The following is a 21,980-nucleotide window of genomic DNA, read 5'->3' on the forward strand; positions in this document are numbered from 1 at the left end:
GCTACCCCGTGCGCCGGGCGCGATTCAGCAACACGAAGGCGGCGGTGGTCAGCAGCATCAGCGTGGCGGTGGCGATGACCGCCGCGTAGCCGGTCTCGAAGGCGCCGCGGGCCAGCGCCGTCAGGGTGGCCGCAAGCTCCGTGGGCAGGCCGGCGGCGATGACGAGCGCTTCGTCCAGGCTGTCGCGCGCGGCGCTTGTGGCGGCCGCCTCGGCAACCCCGGCCGGCACGGACAGCGTCTGCGCGTAGACGCCCGACAGGATCGAGCCCATCAGGGTCACGCCGAGCGCGCCGCCCAGTTCGTAGGACACCTCTTCGATCGATGCGGCCATGCCGGCGCGCTCGGGCGTGGCGCTCTGCATGATGGTGCTGGACGCGGCCGTCATGGTGGCGCCGATGCCCAGGCCCAGCACGCACAGGCTGATCATCTGCGGCACGACCGCGGCGTCGTAGGTCAGCAGGTAGCCGCCCATGCCCACGCCCGACACTAGCAGCGCCAGGAACAGCATGCGCCGGCTGCCCACGCGCCCCAGCAGCAGTCCGGCCAGCGGCCCGGCCACGAAGGCGGCCAGCGGCAGCGGCAGGATGAAGAGCGCGGACTGGATCGGCGACATGCCCAGCACCAGTTGCAGCCGCTGGCTGAACACCAGTTCCATCCCCAGCAGCGCGGCCGCGGCGAAGAGCGCCGCGGCCACGGCCGAGCTGAACGAGGCGTTGCGGAAGATGGCGAAGTCGATCAGCGGGTGGGGCCGGCGTCGCTGGCGGCGCACGAAGACGGTCAGGATCGCCGCGCCCGCCGCGCAGGCCAGCGCGGCATGCAGCCAGGACGGCGACGCCCGGCCCAGTTCCTTGAGCGCGTAGGCGCACAGGACCATGCCCGCCATCACCTGAAGCGAACCGGTCAGATCCCAGGGCCGCGAGGCGTCCGGCACGCTGGCCGGGATGCAGCGCCACGCCAGCGGCAGCGCCAGCAGCACGATGGGCACGTTGATGAGGAACACCGAGCCCCACCAGAAATGCTCCAGCAGAAGGCCGCCCACCACGGGCCCCAGCGCCGCGCCGCCCGAGGCGACCGAGGCCCAGACGCCGATGGCGACGGCGCGCTCGCGCTCGTCGGCGAAGGCCAGGCGCAGGATGGACAGGGTGGCGGGCATCATCATTGCCGCGCCCACGCCCAGCAGCGCGCGCGCCGCGATCAGGACGGCGGCGCCCGGCGAATAGGCGGCGGCCAGCGAAGCTGCGCCAAACACGGCCAGCCCCATCATGAACAGGCGCTTGTGGCCCAGCCGGTCGCCCAGCGTGCCCATGCCCAGCAACAGGCCGGACACGACCAGCGCGTAGACGTTCACGATCCAGAGCTTGGCCGAGGCAGTGACGCCCAGTTCGTGCGTGAGCCGCGGCAGGGCGGTGTACAGGACCGTCATGTCGACGACGATCAGCAGCAAGGCGCTGGACACGATGGCCAGCACCAGCCAGCGGCCGGGGGCGGACGCGGCGACAGCGTGGGAAGTGCGCTGCATGGTTCTACTCCTTCATAAAGCAGGGATTTGCGCGCGCGCCTGGCGCGCACCGGTCCCTGGGCGCGCATTATCCATCTGGATAATTTCAATTAGAAGTTGGATTCCATCTATAAAATCGATGGGTAAAACGGAATCAACCGGAGCGGACCATGCAATGGACCCTGGATCAATTACGGCAATTCGTGGCGGCGGCAGAGGCGGGCTCGTTTTCGGCGGCGGGCCGGCGCATCGGCCGCGCGCAGTCGGCGGTCAGCACCTCGGTGGGATTGCTGGAGGCGGATCTGGGCGTGGCGCTGTTCGACCGGTCCCGGCGCAATGCGGTGCTGACCCCGGCCGGCGAAGTGATGCTGCTGGAAGCGAGGGAGCTGCTGCGGCAGGCCGGCGGTCTTGCCCAACGCGCGCTGTCGTTCGCCGGCGGGCAAGAGGCGCGGCTGTCCATTGCGCTGGATGAGGCCCTGCCGTATCTCGTGCTGGGCGCGCTGGTGGTGGAATTGGCCGAGCGGTTTCCGGCGCTGGAGCTGACCCAGTTGAACGGCACCGCGACCGAAGTGGCCGATTTCGTTCGGCAGGGCCGGGCGAGCATCGCGTTCCATTTCGACCGGGGCGATCCGGGCAGCGACTTCGCGCACCGGTACCTGGGCACCGTGGCGCAGGGCATTTTCGTGGCGTCGGGCCACCCGCTGGCGGCCTTGCCGAGCGTGTCGCGCAAGGATCTGGCGCGGCACCGCCAGCTTGTGATGCAGATGGAAGGCGTCGAGGACATGGTGCTGAGCCCGACGTTGTGGCGCACCGACAGCTTCTACAGCATCGCGGGGATGGTGGCCGACGGCCTGGGCTTTGCGATCCTGCCCCTGAACATCGCGGAATACGAAAGCTTTCGCACCACGCTGACCCCGGTGCCCTGCGCGGAACTGGCGTTGCCGATGTTGTCCGTGCGCACGCTGTGGCTGCAGGGCGCGGCGCCGGGTGAAACGGAGTTGTGGTTGCAGCAGCGCATGGAGCAGTTGCTGCGGGCCGATGGGTCTGGGGTGCGGGTCAGCTAGTCCTGCGGCAGGTTCAGGCGAGTTTATTGGGGATGGGACCGGAGGCAACGTGCTCCGGATGCCCTGCCGGCTTGATTATTCTTGCTGGGGGCATTCATCTTTGAGCGGAATCACGCCCGCACGCTGACGCCACGCTGGGAGGCGACGAGCGTGGCGCCGTAAGTCGTCGTATCGTTCAGGACGACACGTGGTTGGTTCATCGCGGTTCCGGCGATTGCCCACAGAGAAAAACGCCGGCGGCAGGCGCACCGGAATACGAGGATGGGGCAGTGCGCGATTCGATATCCATCGCCTCTGGCCACTGCACCTTAGGGGCCAGTCGGGTGATGGGGTTGTAGGTGTCGTTGGCGTCGCGCATCGGGGCGTCGCAGGGTTCGAGCGCTTGCGGGCCTTTTTGCATGTAGGTGCAGATGTAGGCCCACAGTGCGGTCTGCACCGAGCCGGATAGATGGAAGCGGTCGATGACTTGGTTGGTGCCTGGTTTGACGACAGCCAGGGATACGCCTTCGTTGATCACCAAACCGCCGTTGGCCGTCGCGCCGCGTTGCTTCCAGGCTTCGGCGCGCAGGTCGTCCCAGTCGTAGGATTTGGTGGTGACGTACCAGTGAGCAAAGGGGTTCCACCATACGAGCTGAAATCCATAAACGTAGACTTTGCGACGAATGCGGTTAAAGCGGACAGGCTCACTGCGAGGAACTGAAAGATCAATGCGCACCATTGATAGCGATATCAACAGGAAAACAGCGAATGCAAAAAACACAATGAGTTGCGTTGACTCGAAGTTTGCCAGATCACTAACAAAGCCACTGGCAACAAGAGTCCAAAGAACTAGACTCCAGCAGGGTATCGCCATCAACAGTAGAAACCCGCGAATGGCAATTGTGCGGCGGGATATCTCTAAGTACACGTCATTGAGATGATTGGGTGCGCCGAACACGATACAAGGCTCCTCGGCAGGAGGATCATTCGGACCTGGCAGATCGCGCTGCCAGCCCTTGCAGGGTGGCTCGAGCAATGGCTTCGTCACGGCGCCATCTCCTTTAACTCAACTCGGGCGAATCCCTCGATATCGTTTTTGTCGGGCCAGTAACTGAGAACCAGGGCAGCCGACTTGATGCTAGGGAATGCATCCAAGGAAGAGCCGCTGCCGATGAGCCGCAGGTTGCCGGTGGGTACGGCCAAGCGCCGCGTCATTTTGTTGGGGATGCAGCGCATCCGCAGCGGAGTTAGCGCAAAGTTCATGGCGCCGTCCGCGATTCGATATCCATCGCCTCGGGCCATTGCACCTTCGGGGCCAGTCGGGTGATCGGGTTGTAGGTGTCGTTGGCGTCGCGCATGGGAGCGTCGCAGGGCTTGAGCGCTTCTGGGCCCTTTTGCATGTAGGTGCAGATGTAGGCCCACAGTGCGGTTTGCACCGAGCCGGATAGATGGAACCGGTCGATTACCTGGTTGGTGCCTGGTTTGACGACAGCCAGTGATACGCCTTCATTGATCACCAAACCGCCATTGGCTGTCGCGCCGCGTTGCTTCCAGGCTTCGGCACGAAGGTCGTCCCAATCGTAGGATGTGGTAGTGACGGTCCAGCGTGTAAAGGGGTTCCACCATACGAACTGGTATCCGTAGACGTAGGCTTTCCGGCGAAGGCGATTGAAGCGAACCGGTTCGCTCCGGGGAGGAGAAATGTCAAGTCGGAAGAAAATACATGCCGACAAGAAGGTAATAATGGTCGTGCTGAAAACCAGCAAAATGCTGATCACTAGCTCTTCGTCAAGTCGTCCTTTTCGTGACAAATCCTCCAGGAGGAAAGGTATTGATCCGAACATCGAGACTAGGCACCAGACAGTAGAAATTAGCCCGAATCCAATAAAGAGCCCTCTTATGCTAAACGACCGCCGGGACAATTCCAGATAGGTCCCGTCCAGGTGATTGGGCGCCCCGGACACGATGTCGGGAACGTCAGTTGGCGAATCATTCGGACCGGGCAAATCGCGTTGCCAGCCTTGACAGGGCGGATCGAGCAATGGCTTCGTCACGGCGCCATCTCCTTTAATTCAACTCGGGCGAATCCCTCGATATCGTTCTTGTCGGGCCAGTAACTGATCACCAGGGTGGCCGACTTGATGCTGTGGAATGCATCCAAGGAAAAGCCGCCGCTGATGACCGGCTGCTTCTTGGTGGGAGTATTTGAAGTCAGCGCAACGTAATCGGGGATGCGGTGCGGTGATGGTGAAATCGGAGATGCACTGTTGCCGGAGTTGTGCTCTCCGGACGCCAAGGTTTGCGGCGCGACCTCGGTGCTTTTATCGCGCAGCATGTTGCTGCCGCTGCGTAGGCCGAAGCGTTGGACGACCAGTTCAAAGCGGTAACGCGAGACGGCTGGATCGTAGGCAGGCAACACGATGCGATATTTCAGGACGGTGCCTGATTCAAGGGCCCCACCGTTTTTCAGGTCTTCGACCGGCGTCTGCGCCAGAGCCGCATCGTCTTTGGCCCGCAGTTCGCTGTCGAAGCCCAGCGCTATATCCATGCCCAATACGGCGGCGTTGAGTTCGGCGATGGCGGTATCCATATCGGTTGGCAAAAGCCACGCCACTGGCGGTGTTTCCGCGTGATCGCCGAAATAGCAGCGACGTGCCCAGCGTTCCAGAGGGGTGGATTCCAGACTCTTGGCGTATTGCGCGAGGCCATATGCAGCCAAGCCCAGGATGAGCGCCCAGCCCAGAGAGCCCAAACCAAGCAGGCCGCCCAATATCTGACCAGACCCAACTGCACCAGCAACGCCAAACCCAGCTCCCAAGAAGGAAAAGGCGCTGGCTCCTCGATATGCAATCATGGAACTTTTGTCACCTGCAGCGGTTGCTCGCGCCGAAGATAATGCGCTCCCGACCCCATCCGCAATCCCCACCAGCGCCCCAATTACACCGGCAGTCTTAACCAGCTCTCGCCCAACGCCAATAACCCTCCCCAGCACAAGCGGTTCAGCCATCCCCCCACGCTGCAAAAACGCCCTGGCCGCCTCAGCCGGCACCTTCAATCCCAAAGCGGCCACCTCCAATCCCGCACCCATCACGCCGACCGACGCTCCATACATCGCCGTCACGGCTTCAGGGTGGGTGGCGCCCACGGCCTTATCGATCGCCGCCAGATTCTTCTTTAGCGTATCCGCCTGGAAGTACAGCGAAAGTATCGCCAGCCCGCCGTCCGTGCTGCCCCCCGCCAGGCTGCGCAGGCCGGCAAAGCTCCTGCCTGCGAACAGCCGCGCGCTCGCGGCCGAGATCTGTATGTCTTGCAACGCCTGTGCCGCCAGGGGTTCCAGGTTCTTGACACCGGCAACGAGCTTGCGCCAGGTGTTATCGGCGCCCGTGTGGGCGGCGGCGCGCAGGTTGGTCATTTCGGCCTTGACCTGATCGGCGGTTCCTCTGACCCAAAGGGTCACGTCGATCAGCGTGTTGCGCACGGCAGGGCTGGGGATGCTGATCAGTCCGGCAAACAGCATGGCGCGCGCTTGCTTGCCCAGCGCGTGGGCGGCGCGGTTGGCGCTGCCGTGTAGTTGCTCGGAAAGCAGGTTGTAATACTCACCCACGGTCAACTGCACTTTCACCTGGGTGAGCTGCAGGTTCGCATAAAGCAGTGCGGATCCGCTATGGATATGGCTTACCGCGGCCTTGGCGCCCTCACTGAGCTGCTTGTCCAGGCGAGAGGCTGCGTTCTGCATCGCACCGAGCAGCGCATCCACGGCTTCGTGCACATGGTGCTCGCGAAAGGACTTGATTTCGCTGGAGCCCATGATGGCTTTGATGGTGTCGTAGTATTTCTTGCCCGCGTCATTGGGCATGGCGCCCGCGCTCAGGATGGGTGTGAATGCATTGCGCAATGCGGCGTTGCGCGCGAGCAGCGCTGCATAGAGCGGGCTTGCGCCATCCTCGAGCAGGGATTTCCATGCCGCGCTGGTGGGGCTAAGCACTTGCGGCCGGGGGGGCGATCCTGGCGCTGGGGGCGGTGGAAGCGCTTCGCAGGGGCCGCCCGCCAGGGACGCCGCAACGGCCTTGAGGCAGGCGACGGCGGAGTACTTGTCGGTGCCTGCATAGTCGTACCGCACGGCGCATTTCCACGCCACGCCCGTGATCTGGGCGGCCCAGTCCTTGCCATGCGCGTCGATGGCGCGCTGGAATTCCTGCATCTGTTTGTCGTAGGCATCCTGGAACGCCTTGCGTGCGGGTTCGTTGTACCGTTTTTGCAGGCGATCGACCTGCTGGTCGGTCCTGTGCTTGACGACATCGGCGCGTTCCTTGGCGGGGTCGCCAAACACCGGCGGCGAGCCGGACTCGCTAGGCATGTAGTCGAGCACGGGCGTGGAACTGTCGGGAGTCTGCGCATCGGCCTGCCTGGCATAGAGCGCCTTGATGCCGAGCAGGCATTGCGAGGTCAGGTATTGGTAGGGCCGCAGATGCTTGACAGGCTGGCGGTTCAAGCCGGCGCCGACGATGGTGCCGGCTTCGTCCTGTGCCCATAGCTGGCGTTGGGTCTGCACTGCGCGCACCAGTCCATTGAGCTCCTGGGCAAGGCCGATGGGATCGGGCAGCATAAGCCCCGCGACGCCGTTGGTCAGACCGTTGAGCTTTTCCGCCTGGCGCAGGTACATGCGCATGGCCTCGAGACGGCCTGCGCGGGAATGGAACTCATGCACGCTACCGAAATCCTGGTAGCCGTGTGCGTATTCGGCGACCATGTCTTCCAACGCATGGCCGTGTTCCAGCGCCAGCGCGTGTTCGGCCGGCAGCGGCTCGGACTTTAGCTTGGCGAGCGTATAGGTCGTGAACCGCTGGAGATGGCTGGGGTCGAGCTTCTTGCCATCCGCATCGTTTCCGGTCTTGTAGGCGTCCAGCACGCTGACAGGCCAGGGGTCATTGGCGAACGCAATCTGCGCTTGTTTATAGGCGCTGGAGTCGACGTGGATGAACGAGGAACGGATATCGTGCCCCTGGGTCACACATTGTTTCGCCAGGGGCGTGGGCGTTCCGTGCGGCGCCTGGTACGGATTGAACTGGCGAAGGCAGCCCTCCGGGCTGACCTGATAGGCCTGCCACACGCTGCGGTCGAGCAGGACGTACAGGTAGCCGGCCCGCAGTGTGCGCAGGGACAACTGGGTATCAGCGTTGCTGAGCTTGCCCAGCGCGCGCACGGCATTGTTTTTGGGCACCACCGCCCAGCGCAACGGCAGAATGGGCATCCCCACGCGTTCGCAGGTCTTGCAGGCGCCATAAGGCACGGGCGAGGTTTCGCGCACGACTTGCGCCACTTTTTTTGAATAGGCAACCATTGAATCAGCCTCTGGGTTCCGCAGTCAGTTCGTGTATCGCGCGTTGCCATATCCAGTCTTCGATCCGCGCCAACGCGTCGGCCAGCGGTGTTTTGCTCGCGAGGGCCTGGACGATGTGTGGGTGCAGTTGCGGGTGAGTGTCCCAATGGGGATGGACCGTGAGGCTGTGCAAGGCGAAAACGATGCGATCTTCACCGGGAGGCAGGCAGAGCCGGCGGGCTTCCCGCAGATGATGCAGGGCCTTGGCGGCCGCGCCTTCGGGTAAGCCGGGGCCGGCCCAATGCCTCGGCGCCTGCTGCAACAGTCCAGGGCTCATGGTTTGGCTGGATAGCCGCTGCCAGGCCGCGAGTACCGCGGCTACTGCGGAGACGTCGTGCTGCGCGCCCAGGGCTTCCGTGTTCAAGCCGGGCGGGCCGTCGCCATGCGCGCCGCGCAAGCGAAAGACCCCGCCACTGCTGGAGGGAAGGACCCATTCCTTGATGGGCCAGAGCCAGCGGCCTGTGTCCTGCTTCAGGGACACGGCCAGCAGTTCCATCCGCAGCGGCTCAAACATGGGCCAGGTCCGGGCTTGCCCTGCGTGGTTCACCAGACAGCGATTCGCCAGGTGTTCGGCAACCGAAGTGGCATCCTCCGCGGTGACAATCCAGCCGCAGACATAGCGCTTGCCCCCTGGTGCTGCTTCGGCGGCATAGGCGTGGGACGCCGCGAAGAGGTCTGCGTTGAAGGGGTGATCCGGTCGGGCCAAGGTCACGACCAGCGGGCATTCGTGCGGCGCATGGACAAGATCGGCACGCGGCACGATGGAGAGGGCTTCTTCGCCCAGGGCCTCCTGAAGTCGAAGCGCACTGAGCGGATGGTCGTCAAAACATCCGGCCAACGGATCGATGAGCAGGTGCAGGTAGTCGGCGGGGCGGCGTGCCTCTTCAATGTACCGATGCAGGCGCTGCGCGCTCATTTGGCGCGCTCCACGCAATCGGCCTGTTCTCCGGGATTGATAAGGCTGGGCAGGCTGACCGTCCTGCCAGCGTTGCCGCCCGCAAAATCGATGCTGCCGGCCCGAAGTTGCACAGCCGCACCGCGGAATGTCAGCCCCCTGGCGTCCAGCGTGAGAACGCCGCCAGGTGTAGTGAAAGTGATGGATTCCGCATCGACCTGATGCCGCCTCGTCTTGTGCAGGATCGCCTCGCCTGCTTCAAGGCGATGATGGCCCTGCACGGTATGTTCGGCATTGCCACCGATCTCCACCATGTGGTTGGCGGCGGTCTTGTCGCGGCGGTGGTTGCCGACGGTTTCCAGGCGATCCTTGCCGATACTGACCTGTTGCGTACGCTCAACGGCGATCACCTGATCGCGTCCGATGGTCAGGGCCTGGTCATGGCCGATATCCTGAAGGTCGTCGTTGCCGATGGTGTCGTGCCGATCACGGCCAACGCTCAGCGCCTCGTCGCGTTCGACGTTTTCCTTGCGGTCACGGCCGACGAACGTGGTTTCGTCGTGGTTGACGTGAATGTTCTGGTCTTTTTGGGCGTGGACGTAGATCTCTTCCTGATCGAGCTCGTCCTCGAAACGCAGCTCGTTGAATCCATCGCCCTTATGCGATTTGCTCTTGATCGTCATCCGCGTCTTGTGCTGCGGCAGGGGATAGGGCGGCAGATTGGTCGCCCGGTACGTGCGGCCGATGATCACCGGCTGGTCACAATCGCCGTCCAGATAGTGCACGATCACTTCCTGCCCGATGCGCGGAATGGCCATATGGCCCCATGCCTCGCCCGCCCAGTTCTGCGACACGCGTATCCAGCAGGAACTGTGCTCGTCATTCCTGCCCAGTCGATCCCAGGGGAACTGCACCTTGACGCGGCCGAATGCGTCGCAATAGATTTCTTCGTTGGCGGGGCCCACCACTGTCGCGATCTGCGGGCCATCGATGCGTGGTTTGGCGGCCGGTTCGGGTTTCCAGTCCACCCGGTCAGGCACGATGTCGGCGGTATAGCGGTACTGGGTGCCTTGCGATGCGTCGGCGTTTTCCTCTTGCTGGCTTACGTGCTGCACGCCGTGATGCTGCATGCGGACCGGACGCCAGCCGTGGTTCCTGTCTTGCCGGGGGTGCCCGATCAGATCGAAAGCCACGCCTGGCACGAGGCGCGCGTCATCGCCTTCAACACGCGCCATGCGGGCATCGCGGCGTAAGCCCAGAAGGCGGCTTTGCGTGAACGGCTTTCCCGCTTCATCAACCTTGTAGCGTCCGGGATAGCCATAACGCTCGTAGCGGTCGTCCTGATGATCCAGGTCCGCGCCGAGCGCCGACTGCTGCTGGTCATATTGCGGATTAGAGTAGGTATATTCCCTCTGGGTGACCCGGGCAGTCCGCACCTGTTCGGCGTAGGAGAATCTGCGCAAAGCCGGTTCGGGCTGGTCGCCGCCAGGCAAGGGGTTGTAGATGACGGGTCCGCCCTCGATTTCGCCATGCACGTAGATCCTGTCGCCGTGGATAAGGCGATGACCCCGTTCGGTATGCGCGAAGCGATAGAAGAAACCCTCTTCGGCGGCCAGGCGAGCGAGGAACTGAAGATCCGTGTCGCCGGCCTGGACGCAGTATTCGCGCGGCAGGTGTTGCTTGGTCGTGACTTGCTCGTAATCGGTGATGCCGTGCGACGTGATGATTTGTGCAAGGATCTCTGGCACTGACTGCTGCTGGAAGATGCGCCAGTCCGAACACAGGCCCGTACGCGCAAGGGCCGGTTCCACCACTGCCCGATAGCGCGTCCGTCTGAAGCCCGTATCTCCCTGCTCGAAGCTCGTGATAATCCCGTGGACATGTCGCATGGGAGTTTCGGCGCGCCAGATCGTAAATAATGCAGGTTGATCCAGCACCGCGCCAAAATCGATTGCGTCGTCAAAGCTCGACAATTCGAGACGCAGTTGGAAAGTCTCGGACAGCGCTTCGTCGAGCGTGAACTCGACTACCTCGAAATCCAGACCGGCAACGGCCGCGGTAAACGTAAAACGCACATCGGATAGGCGGGGCATGTCGAGATTCTGAGTGGCTGGGGCGTGTGGCAAGCGCTGCGGCTGCCTGGGAATCTCAAAGCGGCCGGGGCTGGCGATTGATCGGCCGTGATTATCTGCTTCAATCGATCCACCAGATTTAGGAATTATTCGAAAGTGCGATGGGCAGGATTCTGGCGCCTCCCTGAGCGGAAGGCGTTATTGACGCATGGGTATACAGAGCGCCAGACCGTGGTGGCGCCGAAGGAAATGGAAGCCGGCGTGCCCGTATGAGCATGCGGCAAACCTCAAACGGATGTTTGCAGACTTGGAGCTGGAGATTGCGGCGGCCGCCGTTTACCTAGACTTAAGACGTCTATGCAGTCAGGCCGGCGCGCGTGGAGGGGCGGCTAATCAGCTCAGCAGCGCAGCCACCAGGTCGCTGCCCGGCTGCCGGTCGCCGGCAAAGTCCAGCGCGGCCAGCACGTGTTCCAGGTGTTCGTCCATCAGGGCGCAGGCGCGTTCGACGTCGCCCGCGCGGGCCGCTTCGATGAAGGCGTGGTGCTCGCGCGAGGAGCAACTGGCGTCGTGCGAGCTCTGGAACAGCACGGTGATGACGGCGCTGCGCGCGGACAGCTCGCGCAGCATGCCCGTCAGCACTGAATTGCCGACGGCTTCGGCCAGCAGGATGTGGAAATGGCTGAGCAGGTGGTTGCGCGCCTGTACGTCGCCGCTTTCGACGGCGCGGCGTTCCTCGGCCAAGTGGGCGTCGATGCGGCGGTAGTCGGCGTCCTGGGCGCACGCGACGAATTCCCGGGCCAGCGCGGCCTCCAGGATGCGGCGCACGGCGTAGACCTCGCGGGCCTCGTTGGCATCGGGTTTGCTGACGAACGCGCCTTTGTCCGGAATGATGTTGATCAGCTTGTCCTTGGACAGCATCAGGAGCGCCGCGCGGATCTTGGTGCGGCTGACCTTGTAGACCCGGGCCAGGGCCTCTTCGCGCAGCCGGGTGCCGGGCGGGAGCTTGTGCGCGACGATGGCGGCGGCCACTTCCTTGGCGATGTCGTCGGCGCTGGGGTCGGGCTGGACTTCCTGGATCATGGGGCGCGGCAGGGGCTGCCGGGTGGGAGAAACCATCGGGCAGCCAGTCTAACAAAAGCCGGGCGGGGCGGCAGACATTTTTTGCATACAAAATCTGTCCGCGCCCCGCCCGTGCCGGGCCCGCGCCCGGGTGCCCGCGGCGGACTACTTCGCCATCAGGCCCAGGTGTTCGATCAGGTCCTTTTCCTTGACGAAGGTGGCCTGTGCCCACGCCTTGTACTCTTCGCTGCTGCGATAGGCGGGCGACTGGTTGAGCTGCTTCATGACATCCATGCTGGCCTGGTCGAACAGCGCCTTCTTGAAGGCGTCGTGCAGGATTTTCACCACCGCCGGGTCCATGCCCTTCGGACCGGCCAGGCCGTAGGGCGAGGTGGACACGACCTTGTAGCCCAGCTCCTGCGCGGTGGGCACGTCAGGCCAGCGGGTGGTGCGCTTGTCGCCGAAGGTGACCAGCAGGCGCATCTTGCCCGAATCCACGAACTGATCCCAGCCGGTGGCGTCGCTCTGCGCCATGACGTGGCCGCCCAGCAGGGCCTGCTGCATGTCGGCGTTGCCCTTGAACGGCACGTGGTTGAGCTTGACGTTCGCGTTGATGGCGATTTCTTCGATGATCAGGTGCGGCGACGAGCCGATGCCGGTGGAGCCGTAGTCGATCCGGCCGGGCGATTTGCGCGCCGCCTCGATGTATTCGTTGAAGGTCTTGAACGGCGAGTCCGAGCGCACGGTAAAGCCGAAGGTGTAGCCGGACAGGCCCACGATGAAGGTGAAGTCGTTGATGGGATCCCAGCTGCTTTTCTGCATGTAGGGCATGCGCAGCATCGCCAGCGTGTACAGGGCGATCGTGTAGCCGTCCGGCTTGGCCGTCTTGGCCATGGTGGCCGTGCCCAGCGTGCCGCCGGCGCCCGGGCGGTTCTCCACGATGACGGGCTGGCCCAGGTACTTGGAGGCGTCCTGCGCGACGATCCGCAGGTGGCGGTCGGTGGAGCCGCCGGCCGGGAAAGGCACGATCAGGGTGATGGGCTTGGTGGGAAAGTCGGTCTGGGCACTGGCTGAAAAAGGCAAGGCGGCGCTTGCCAGAGTGAGCGTCAGGGCGGCGAGGCAGGCGCGTCGCAGGGGCAGTTGGGGCATGTGGGTTGTCTCCTGGTGTGTTGTTATGGGATGCCAGTCAGTCGCGCACGTCGACTTTGACGGGCAGCCGGGACAGCGCCTCGCGCAGCCGTTCCTTCAGCGGCGCGGGCGCACCGGCGCCGGCTTCTACGGCGACATCCGGTTGCGCATCGGCCAGCACGCGAAAGACGGGGTCGTCTTGCGCGAGGCCGGCTTCTTGCAGGGTGCGCGCCACCACGGCCTGGACCGACACGGCGGTCGCCAGGCGGCGCAAATCGGGTTTGTAGATCTTGCCCACGTTGGTCATCGGCATGCTGTCCAGCACGATGACACGCTTGGGCCGCGCCGGGCCTTCGTCCACACGGGCGGCGGCGTGGGCGACAAGTTCGGCTTCGGTCGCGGCGCTGCCTTCGGCCAGCGTGACGAAGGCGATCGGCAGCTCGCCGGCGTAGGCGTCCGGGGCGCCGACCGCGGCGCACAACTGCACCGCGGGGTGCGTGGCGAGCGCGTCCTCGATGGTCTTGGGATCGATGTTGTGGCCGCCGCGGATGATCAGGTCCTTGGCGCGCCCTTGCAGGTGCAGGCGGCCTTCGGCATCCATGTATCCGACGTCGCCGCTGATGAGCCAGCCGTCTTCGGTGAAGGCGCGGGCGGTGTCTTCGGGGTCCAGGAAGCCGGGGATGACGTTGGGCGCCTTGATCAGCACCATGCCCGGCGTGCCGGGGGGCAGGTCGCGCGCGGGCTGGCCTGCGGGCAGGTCCAGGCCGACGATGCGCACCTGCACGTAGGGCAGCGGAAAGCCGACGCAATTGACCGGGAATTCGCAGCCGGGCGGGGAAATCGAGGTGATGCCGGCCATCTCGGTCATGCCCAGGCTCTCGCTGACGTGCAGGCCGAACAGGCGCTTGAACCGCGCCGCCAGTTCCGCTGGCAGGGGCGCCGCGCCGGTGCGGCAGTAGCGCAGCGAGGAGATGTCCGCGCCGTCCAGCGGCACCTCGGCCAGCGCGGCCAGGATGGTCGGCACGCCCTGCAGCGAGGTCGCGCGGTGCTTTTCCACCAGGCGCCAATAGTTGCGCAACACGTCGCGGTTGCGCAGCAGCAGCGTGGTCGGGATGACGGTTTCAACGCCCGACGACAGGGCCGCCAGCGACGCGGGCAGCACGCCCGCCACGTGAAAAAGCGGGTAGCCGTTGATGACCACGTCGCCCGGGCCGGCATTCTGCAATTGCACGGCCGCCCAGGCCGAGAACACCTGGTTGGCGTGCGTATGGATGGCCAGTTTGGGCGCGCCGGTGGTGCCGCCGGTGTGGAAGTACGCGGCCACGTCGCTCGCGCGGATGACGCGCCCGCTCACCAGCCGGTCGGACGGCTGCGCGGCGCGGCTGGCGTCGAAGTCGAGGGCGCCGTCGGGCAGCGCGGGGCGGTCGGCGGCCGTCTCGTGCCACGGCGCCACGCGCAGCAGCGTTTGCAGCGTCGGCACCCGATCCATCAGCCGCAAGGCCTTGGACCAGGAGCCGCATTCGACGTCCGAGCCGTAGGCGATCAGCACCTTGGCGCGCGCCGTCGTCATCAGCGACGCGAGCTTGTCGTCGGTCAGGAGCGGGTTGAGCGGCTGGACGATGCCCGCCGCTTCGCCGCCCCACAGGGCCAGGTGGTACTCCAGGCAGCCGGGCAGCAGCACGCCGACGGCGTCGCCTTCGCGGAGGCCCAGGCTGTGCAGCAGGTTGGCCGTCTGGTGGATGCCGGCCAGCAGTTCGCGATAGGTCCAGCTGATGGCGTCGTCGGCGGGGTCCGCGCTGCGCAGGAAGGTCAGGGCGCGCCGGTCGCCGAAGGCGGCCGCGGAATTGCAGAAGATCTCGTAGGTGCTCTGCACCGTCAGTGTTTCCGCCAGCGGCCGGGCCTGCAGCCGCTGGACGTCCTGCGCGGTGCGCACCGCGAAGGGGGCGGCGAAGGGGGCGGCTAAGGGGCGCGAGAGCGTCGCGGTAGGGGAGTCGATCATGGCCGTGCTTCCGCGCTCATGCCTGGCCCAGCGCAATGTAGCGGCGCAGGTGGTGGTCTTCGTCGCCCAGCTGGTGGTCGATCATGACCAGGCGCTTGGCATAGTGCGCCAGCGGCAGCTCCCAGGTCATGCCGATGCCGCCATGGAGCTGGATGCATTCCTCGGCCACCAGCGTGCCGATGCGGCCGATGGTGGTTTTGGCGGCGGATAGCGCGCGTTCGCGCGTGGCCCGGTCGGGATGGTCGACGGCCGCGGCCGCGTTGATGACCGCCGAGCGCGCCTGTTCGATCTCCAACAGCACGTCGGCCATGCGGTGCTGCAGGGCCTGGAAGCTGCCGATGGGCGTGCCGAACTGGCGCCGAGTGCGCAGGTATTCCAGTGTCGCGTCGCGGGCGCAGTCCATGGCGCCCACGGCCTCGGCGCACAGCGCCAGGATGCCGCGGCCGACGGCGCGCTCTAGCAATGCATGGCCGGCGCCTTCCTGTCCGAGGAGGGCGCCGGGGGCGAGCTGCACCTTGTCCAGAACCAGTTCGGCGGCGCGTCCGCCGTCGATCAGTCCGTATCCGCGCAGCGCCAGGCCGGGCGTGCCCCGGCCGACCAGGAACAGGCTGATGCCTGCTTCGTCGTCCTGGTCGCCGGACGTGCGCGCGGACACCAGGAAGAGGTCGGCATGTTCGCCCGCGTAGACCACCGCCTTGGCGCCGTCGAGCACCCAGCCGTCCGCGATGCGCTGGGCGCGCGTGGCCACGCGGTTCAGGTCGTAGCCGGATTCCGGTTCGGCCTGCGCCAGCGCCGCGGTAAGGCTGCCCGAGATCAGGCCTTCCAGGGCCTCGCGCTGCGCGGGCGTGCCGGCCGCGGCGATCGCGCTGCCCACCATCAGGGCGTCCAGGAAGGGTTCGACGACCAGGCCGCGCCCCAGCGCTTCAAAGACGACGGAAATGTCAAAGCCCGCGCCGCCCAGCCCGCCGTCGTCCTCGGCGAACAGCGCCCCGATCGCGCCCAGCTCGGCATAGCGCCGCCAGAAATCCGGGCTGTAGCCCTGGGGCGATTCCACGTTGCGCATGCGGGTGGTGAAGCCGTATTGCTCGGCGACAAAGCGGCGCAGCATGTCGGAAAGCATGCGGCGGTCTTCGGTGTGTTCGAAATTCATGGCCTGCCCTTACAGTCCGAGGATCATCTTGGAGATGATGTTCTTCTGGATTTCATTGGAGCCGCCGAAGATCGACAGCTTGCGGTTGTTGAAGTACTGCGCGGCGGCGCTGGCGGCGCCCTCGGGGCCGACGGTCGGGGCGTCGTAGCCATCGTGGAGGGCCTCGGGGATGAAGGGGCGGGCATAGGGCCCCATGGCGCGGCGGTTCAGCGCGGTGATTTCCTGGCGGATCTGGGTGCCGCGTATCTTGAGCATCGAGCTTTCCGCGCCCGGCGCGCCGCCGCCCGCCACTGCCGCCACCACGCGCAGATTGGTGGTGCGCATGTTGGCCAGTTCGATCTCCACGCGCGCCAGGCGCGCGGCGAAGTCGGGGTCTTCGGCCAGCGGGCGGCCATGCTTTTTCTGGCGGGCGGCCACGGCCTTCAGGCGTTCCAGCGCGGCCGTGGACTGGCCCACGCCCGCGATGTTGGTGCGTTCGTAGGTCAGCAGGTACTTGGCGCAGGTCCAGCCGCGATTTTCCTCGCCCACCAGGTTCTCCGCGGGCACGCGCACGTCGGAGAAGAAGACTTCGTTGACTTCGTGCTCGCCATCCAGGGTGATGATGGGGCGCACTTCGACGCCGGGGCTGTTCATGTCGATCAGCAGAAAGCTGATGCCTTCCTGGCGCCGGCCTTCCTGCGACGTGCGCACCAGGCAGAAGATCATGTTGGCGTACTGGCCCAGCGTGGTCCAGGTCTTCTGGCCGTTGACGATGTAGCTGTCGCCGTCGCGCACGGCGGTGGTCTTGACGGACGCCAGGTCCGATCCCGCGCCCGGTTCCGAGTAGCCCTGGCACCACCAGTCCGACCCGTCCAGGATGCGCGGCAGCCAGTGGCGGCGCTGCGCCTCGGACCCGTACTTGATCAGCACGGGTCCGAGCATGCTCAGGCCGAAGGGCACGATGCGCGGCGCGCTGGCGAGCGCGCATTCGTTGTCGAAGATGTATTTCTGCGTGGCGCTCCAGCCGGTGCCGCCGTATTCCACGGGCCAGTGCGTGGCCAGCCAGCTTTGGGCGTTCAGGATGGCGTGCCACTCGGTCATGTCGTCGCGCGTCAGCAGCTTGCCGTCGGCGACCTTGTCGGCGAGGCGCCGGGGCAGCTTTGCGTCCAGGAAGGCGCGCACCTCGTCGCGAAAGGCTAGTTCTTCAGGGGTGAATTCCAGATCCATGCGGGGTCTCTCAGTAGATTTCAAACAGGCCGGCCGCGCCCATGCCGCCGCCGATGCACATCGTGACGACGGCATAGCGGGCGCCGCGGCGGCGGCCTTCGATCAGCACGTGGCCGGCCAGCCGCGCGCCGGTGACGCCGAACGGATGGCCCAGCGCGATCGAGCCGCCGTCCACGTTCAGGCGGTCCATGGGGATGCCCAGCTTTTCCTGGCAGTACAGCGCCTGGGACGCAAACGCCTCGTTCAGTTCCCACAGGTCGATGTCCTGCACCTTCAGGCCGTGGCGCGCCAGCAGCTTGGGCACGGCGTAGACCGGGCCGATGCCCATTTCGTCCGGCTCGCAGCCGGCGATGGCAAGGCCGCGGAACGCGCCCAGCGGGCGGATGCCGGCGCGCTGGGCCTCGGCCGCTTCCATCAGCACGCAGGCGGCCGCGCCGTCCGACAATTGCGAGGCGTTGCCCGCCGTGACGAACTGGCCTTCGCCGCGCACGGGCGCCAGGCTTGCCAGCGCCTCGTAGGTGGTGCCGGGACGGTTGCAGGTGTCCTTGTCCACCGTCACCTCGCGTTCGGTGACGGCGCCCGTCGCGCGGTCCGTGACGGACATGGTGGTGGTGACCGGCACGATTTCTTCGCGGTAACGGCCTGCCGCCTGCGCGGCCTCGGTGCGCGCCTGGCTTTGCGCGGCAAAGCGGTCCTGCGCCTCGCGGCTGATGCCGTAGCGCGCGGCCACGATGTCGGCGGTTTCGATCATGGGTAGATAGAGCTGGGGCTTGTTGGCGAGGATCCACGGGTCCATGCCGCTGACGCCGTCGTCGCGCGTGCGGATCTGGGACACCAGCTCCACGCCGCCGGCGATCACGGCGGGGGCGCCGTCCATCACGATGCGGCCCGCGGCCGACGCGATGGCTTGCAGGCCTGACGCGCAATAACGGTTGATCGTGGCGCCGCCGACGCTGACGGGCAGGCCGGCGCGGATGACGGCCTGGCGGCCGACGTTGCGGCCGGTGGCGCCCTCCGGATAGCCGCAGCCGATGAAGGCGTCTTCGATGAGCGCCGGGTCGATGCCGGCCCGATCCACCGCGGCGCGCACGGCGTGCGCGGCCAGCGTGGGGCCCGCGATCAGGTTGAATTCGCCGCGCCCCGCCTTGGTGATGGGGGTGCGGGCGGTTGAGACGATGACGGCTTCGCGCATGGGGATTCCTGTGTAGTGATCGGATCAGGCGGCGTTCAGGCTGCCGAAGGAGCGGCCGGACTCGGCCAGCTGCACGAGCAGCGGCGACGGCTTCCAGAACGCCGGGTCTTCTGCCGCATAGCTGCGGATATCGGCAAGGATGCGGGGCAGGCCCACGCTGTCGGCATAGTGCATCGGCCCGCCGTGGTGGCGCGGAAAGCCATAGCCCGACAGGAACACCACGTCGATGTCGGACGGGCGCAGCGCGATGCCCTGGTGCAGCACGTTGGCCGCTTCATTGACCATCGCGGCCAGGTAGCGGCGCAGGATGTCTTCGTGCGTGAACGTGCGGGCCGTGACGCCGGCGCGGGCGCGTTCCTGGTCGATGATCGCCAGGACCTCGGGGTCCGGCGTGCCTTGCCGCGCGCCATCCGGGTACAGATAGAAACCGCGGCCGGTCTTCTGGCCGAACCAGCCGCGCTCGCAGAGGCGGTCGGGGATCTGCACATAGCGCAGCGCGGGGTCGCGGGTGGCGGCGCGGCGCTTGCGCGTGGCCCAGCCGATGTCGCCGCCGGCCAGGTCGGCCATCTGGTAGGGACCCATCGGGAAGCCGAATTCGCGCACGGCGGCATCGATGTCATAGGGCGAGGCGCCGTCTTCCATCATCATGTCGGCGGCCTGCCGGTACACGGCCAGGACGCGGTTGCCGATAAAGCCGTCGCACACGCCGGCGCGCACCGGAACCTTGCGCAACCGGCGCGCCAGTTCAAAGCCGGTGGCCACCGTGTCCGGGGCGGTGTGCCGGCCCACCACGATTTCCAGCAGCTTCATGATGTTGGCGGGCGAGAAGAAGTGCAGGCCCAGCACGTCGGCCGGTCCGCGCGTCGCTTCGGCGATGCGGTCCACGTCCAGGTACGAGGTATTGGTGGCCAGCACGGCGCCGGGCTTGGCCACGCGGTCAAGCTGCGCGAATACCGCCTGCTTGACGGCCATGTCTTCGAACACGGCCTCGATGATGAGGTCGGCCTCGCCCAGGGCGTCGTAGTCCGTGGCGCCGGTAAAGCGCGCCAGGCGCGCCGCCCGCTCGTCGGCGGTGATCCGGCCTTTCTTGACGAGCAGGTCGTACACCTGTTCGACGCGGGTGCGGCCGCGGGCAAGGGCGGCGTCGTCCTGCTCGACCATGACCACGGGCAGGCCCGCGTCCAGCACCGCCACGGCAATGCCGGCGCCCATGGTGCCGCCGCCCACGATGCCCACGCGCTCCAGGCGACGGGACCGGGCTTCTTTCAGTTCGGGAATCTTGGCCGTTTCGCGCTCGGCGAAAAACGCGTGCACCAGCGCGGCCCGCTGCGGGCTGTCCAGGCACTGCAGGAAGAGCGACCGTTCGGTGCGCAGGCCTTCATCGAAGGGCTGTTCGATGGCGGCGCGCACGGCCTGAACGATCTTGGCCGGCGAATACAGCCCGCGCGCGGTAGCGGCCACGCGCTTGGCGGCCTCGTCCACGGCGGCAAGCTGGGCCTGCGTGTCCGCCAGCGCCTCGGTGGCGTCGCGCGTGCGGCGAGGTCCCGCTTTCAGCGCCAGCAACTGGCGTGTGTAGGTCAGGCCCGCGTCCAGCGGATCCTCGTCGGCGGACAGCGCGTCCACGAGGCGGGCGTCGAGCGCGGATTGGGCCGACAGGTGCTTGCCCGTCAGCATGAGGTCCAGCGCGGCCTGTGCGCCCATCAGCCGGGGCGCGCGCTGGGTGCCGCCGGCGCCCGGCAGGAGCCCCAGGTTCACTTCCGGCAGGCCCAGCCGGGCGCTGGCGAGCGCCACGCGATAATGCGCCGCCAGGGCGATCTCCAGGCCGCCGCCCAGCGTTGCGCCATGCAAGGCCGCCACGACGGGCTTGGCGCTGGCTTCGATCTGGTTGCACAGGTCTGGCAGGAGCGGCGGTTGCGGGGGCTTGCCGAATTCCCGGATATCGGCGCCGGCGATGAAGTTCTTGCCTGCGCCCATGAGCAGGATGGCGCGCACGCGCGTGTCCGCCTGCGCCTGCGCAATCGCGTCCGACAGGTCGCGGCGCACGGCGGCGCTCAGGGCGTTCACGGGGGGATGGTCGATGACGACGACCAGGATGTCCTCGTAGCGGCGCGTCTGGGCGGCGCCGGTGCTTGCGCTGTCTGTCATGGACAGTGTCTCCGATGTGGCTTCCTGCTCGCGCGCCGCGCCGGCGTACCGGTGCGCCGCAGGCTGCGCGGGCGGAGCATGGCGGACCAGGGGCGGCCCGTCTCTTATGGCTTTATTCTTTCCTAGTAAAGATGTCTTGACAATGACATCGATAATTGACACTACGGACAAGAAAATTTGACAATGCACGGCAAGGAGCGTCGATATGGACACCAAATCCCTGACCCTGCTGGTCGAAATCCTGGACGCGGGCAATCTGAGCGAGGCGGCGCGTCGCCTGAAGATGACGCGCGCCAACGTCAGCTATCACCTGAGCCAGCTAGAGCGTTCCGTCGGCATGCAGCTCGTGCGCCGCACGACGCGGCGCGTGGAACCCACCGAAATCGGCCTGAAGCTGTACAAGCACGGGCGCAGCATCCAGGACGAACTGGCGGCCGCGCGCGAATCCGTCGAGACGCTGGGCAAGACGCCGCAGGGCAAGGTGCGGTTGAGCGTGCCCAGCGGCTACGGGGGATTCGTGATGACGCCATGGCTGCTGGAGTTCAAGAAAGCGTACCCCGATATCGTGCTGGATGTGCTGTTTGAAAACAGTGTCGAAGACCTGCTGCGCGACGAGGTGGACATTGCCGTGCGCATCATGTCCGAGCCGCCCCAGCACCTGGTCGCCCGCGAGCTGGGTCAGGTCCGCTACGTGGCATGCGCCTCGCGGGATTTTGCCGAAAGCCGGGGCCTGCCCCAGCGGCCGGAAGACCTGGCGGGCATGCCCGTCATCAGCGCCGCCGTGATCGGCCGGCCGCTGCGCCTGTCGGCCTACTACGGCGGCCAGCCCCGTCAGCACGTCGTGCTCGAGCCTACCGTCATTTCGCGCAACTATGCCTTTCTGCGCGATGCGATCCGGGCGGGGCTGGGCGTGGGCGTGGTGCCGGACTACGTGGTGCATGAGGACATCGCGCGCGGCGAGCTGGTGCCGGCGCTGACGGACTGGCGCCTCAGCATCTTCGGGCGCGGCATGTATATGCTGTACATGCCCAACCGCCATCATCCGCGGGCGCTGGCGATGATGATCGAATTCATCCTGGAACGCGCGCAGCGACGGCACGACGGCGAGCCCGGCCTGCTGGCCGTCAGCCCTGGCTGAACCTCTGGTTGAACCCCCGGCCGAACCCCGGGCACGCTACTTGCTGATGGCCTTCGCTAAATTGGATGCGAGGGG

Annotated in this window: 16 protein-coding genes; 2 read left to right on the forward strand and 14 right to left on the reverse strand. The window is 66.1% G+C overall.

Annotated features, from left to right (window positions below):
* Position 1: 1 nt before the first annotated feature.
* Positions 2–1,519, reverse strand: coding sequence for an MFS transporter (locus ACZ50Q_RS13040; protein ID WP_464081778.1), 1,518 nt, complete (start codon positions 1,517–1,519; stop codon positions 2–4).
* Positions 1,520–1,668: 149 nt separating this feature from the next.
* Between ACZ50Q_RS13040 and ACZ50Q_RS13045 the strand changes: the two genes are divergently transcribed.
* A complete protein-coding gene (locus tag ACZ50Q_RS13045) occupies positions 1,669–2,562 on the forward strand; it encodes a LysR family transcriptional regulator (protein WP_464081779.1) in 894 nt (297 codons plus the stop codon).
* A 196-nt stretch (positions 2,563–2,758) separates the two neighbouring features.
* Here the strand turns inward: ACZ50Q_RS13045 and ACZ50Q_RS13050 are convergent, their stop codons facing one another.
* The 13 genes from ACZ50Q_RS13050 to ACZ50Q_RS13110 all read right to left on the reverse strand — a co-directional run bounded on the left by ACZ50Q_RS13050 (position 2,759) and on the right by ACZ50Q_RS13110 (position 20,767).
* Entirely contained in the window at positions 2,759–3,589 is an 831-nt protein-coding gene (locus tag ACZ50Q_RS13050) for a DUF6708 domain-containing protein (protein WP_464081780.1), read from the reverse strand.
* Positions 3,586–3,804 carry a hypothetical protein gene (locus tag ACZ50Q_RS13055; RefSeq protein ID WP_464081781.1) on the reverse strand — a complete coding sequence of 73 codons (219 nt, stop codon included), beginning with the start codon at positions 3,802–3,804 and terminating at the stop codon, positions 3,586–3,588. Before ACZ50Q_RS13055 ends, ACZ50Q_RS13050 begins: the two co-directional genes overlap by 4 nt.
* Complete coding sequence (locus ACZ50Q_RS13060; protein ID WP_464081782.1) at positions 3,801–4,595, reverse strand: DUF6708 domain-containing protein; 795 nt, start codon at positions 4,593–4,595, stop codon at positions 3,801–3,803. Before ACZ50Q_RS13060 ends, ACZ50Q_RS13055 begins: the two co-directional genes overlap by 4 nt.
* Positions 4,592–7,882, reverse strand: a complete 3,291-nt coding sequence (locus ACZ50Q_RS13065; protein WP_464081783.1) for a T6SS effector BTH_I2691 family protein — start codon at positions 7,880–7,882, stop codon at positions 4,592–4,594. Before ACZ50Q_RS13065 ends, ACZ50Q_RS13060 begins: the two co-directional genes overlap by 4 nt.
* A 4-nt stretch (positions 7,883–7,886) precedes the next feature.
* Complete coding sequence (locus ACZ50Q_RS13070; RefSeq protein ID WP_464081784.1) at positions 7,887–8,837, reverse strand: hypothetical protein; 951 nt, start codon at positions 8,835–8,837, stop codon at positions 7,887–7,889.
* Positions 8,834–10,909, reverse strand: coding sequence for a type VI secretion system Vgr family protein (locus tag ACZ50Q_RS13075; protein ID WP_464081785.1), 2,076 nt, complete (start codon positions 10,907–10,909; stop codon positions 8,834–8,836). The genes ACZ50Q_RS13070 and ACZ50Q_RS13075 overlap by 4 nt, the downstream gene beginning before the upstream one ends.
* Before the next feature lie 372 nt (positions 10,910–11,281).
* Entirely contained in the window at positions 11,282–11,968 is a 687-nt protein-coding gene (locus tag ACZ50Q_RS13080; protein ID WP_092578415.1) for a GntR family transcriptional regulator, read from the reverse strand.
* A gap of 144 nt (positions 11,969–12,112) precedes the next feature.
* Positions 12,113–13,096 (reverse strand): tripartite tricarboxylate transporter substrate binding protein, encoded by a 984-nt coding sequence (locus ACZ50Q_RS13085; protein ID WP_464081786.1) that lies wholly within the window; start codon positions 13,094–13,096, stop codon positions 12,113–12,115.
* Between the two features lie 37 nt (positions 13,097–13,133).
* Entirely contained in the window at positions 13,134–15,074 is a 1,941-nt protein-coding gene (locus ACZ50Q_RS13090) for an acyl-CoA synthetase (RefSeq protein ID WP_464081787.1), read from the reverse strand.
* A gap of 16 nt (positions 15,075–15,090) precedes the next feature.
* Entirely contained in the window at positions 15,091–16,224 is a 1,134-nt protein-coding gene (locus ACZ50Q_RS13095; protein WP_464081788.1) for an acyl-CoA dehydrogenase family protein, read from the reverse strand.
* Between the two features lie 9 nt (positions 16,225–16,233).
* The gene (locus ACZ50Q_RS13100) at positions 16,234–17,430 is read right to left on the reverse strand and encodes an acyl-CoA dehydrogenase family protein (protein ID WP_464081789.1); all 1,197 of its coding nucleotides are present in this window, start codon (positions 17,428–17,430) and stop codon (positions 16,234–16,236) included.
* Positions 17,431–17,440: 10 nt separating this feature from the next.
* A complete protein-coding gene (locus ACZ50Q_RS13105) occupies positions 17,441–18,622 on the reverse strand; it encodes an acetyl-CoA C-acyltransferase (RefSeq protein ID WP_464081790.1) in 1,182 nt (393 codons plus the stop codon).
* A gap of 24 nt (positions 18,623–18,646) precedes the next feature.
* Positions 18,647–20,767 carry a 3-hydroxyacyl-CoA dehydrogenase NAD-binding domain-containing protein gene (locus tag ACZ50Q_RS13110; RefSeq protein WP_464081791.1) on the reverse strand — a complete coding sequence of 707 codons (2,121 nt, stop codon included), beginning with the start codon at positions 20,765–20,767 and terminating at the stop codon, positions 18,647–18,649.
* Positions 20,768–20,972: 205 nt separating this feature from the next.
* Here ACZ50Q_RS13110 and ACZ50Q_RS13115 point away from each other — a divergent pair, with 205 nt between their 5' ends.
* Complete coding sequence (locus tag ACZ50Q_RS13115; protein ID WP_076520570.1) at positions 20,973–21,905, forward strand: LysR family transcriptional regulator; 933 nt, start codon at positions 20,973–20,975, stop codon at positions 21,903–21,905.
* Positions 21,906–21,980 lie beyond the last annotated feature (75 nt).

The organism is Achromobacter sp. T5-5, assembly GCF_055397965.1.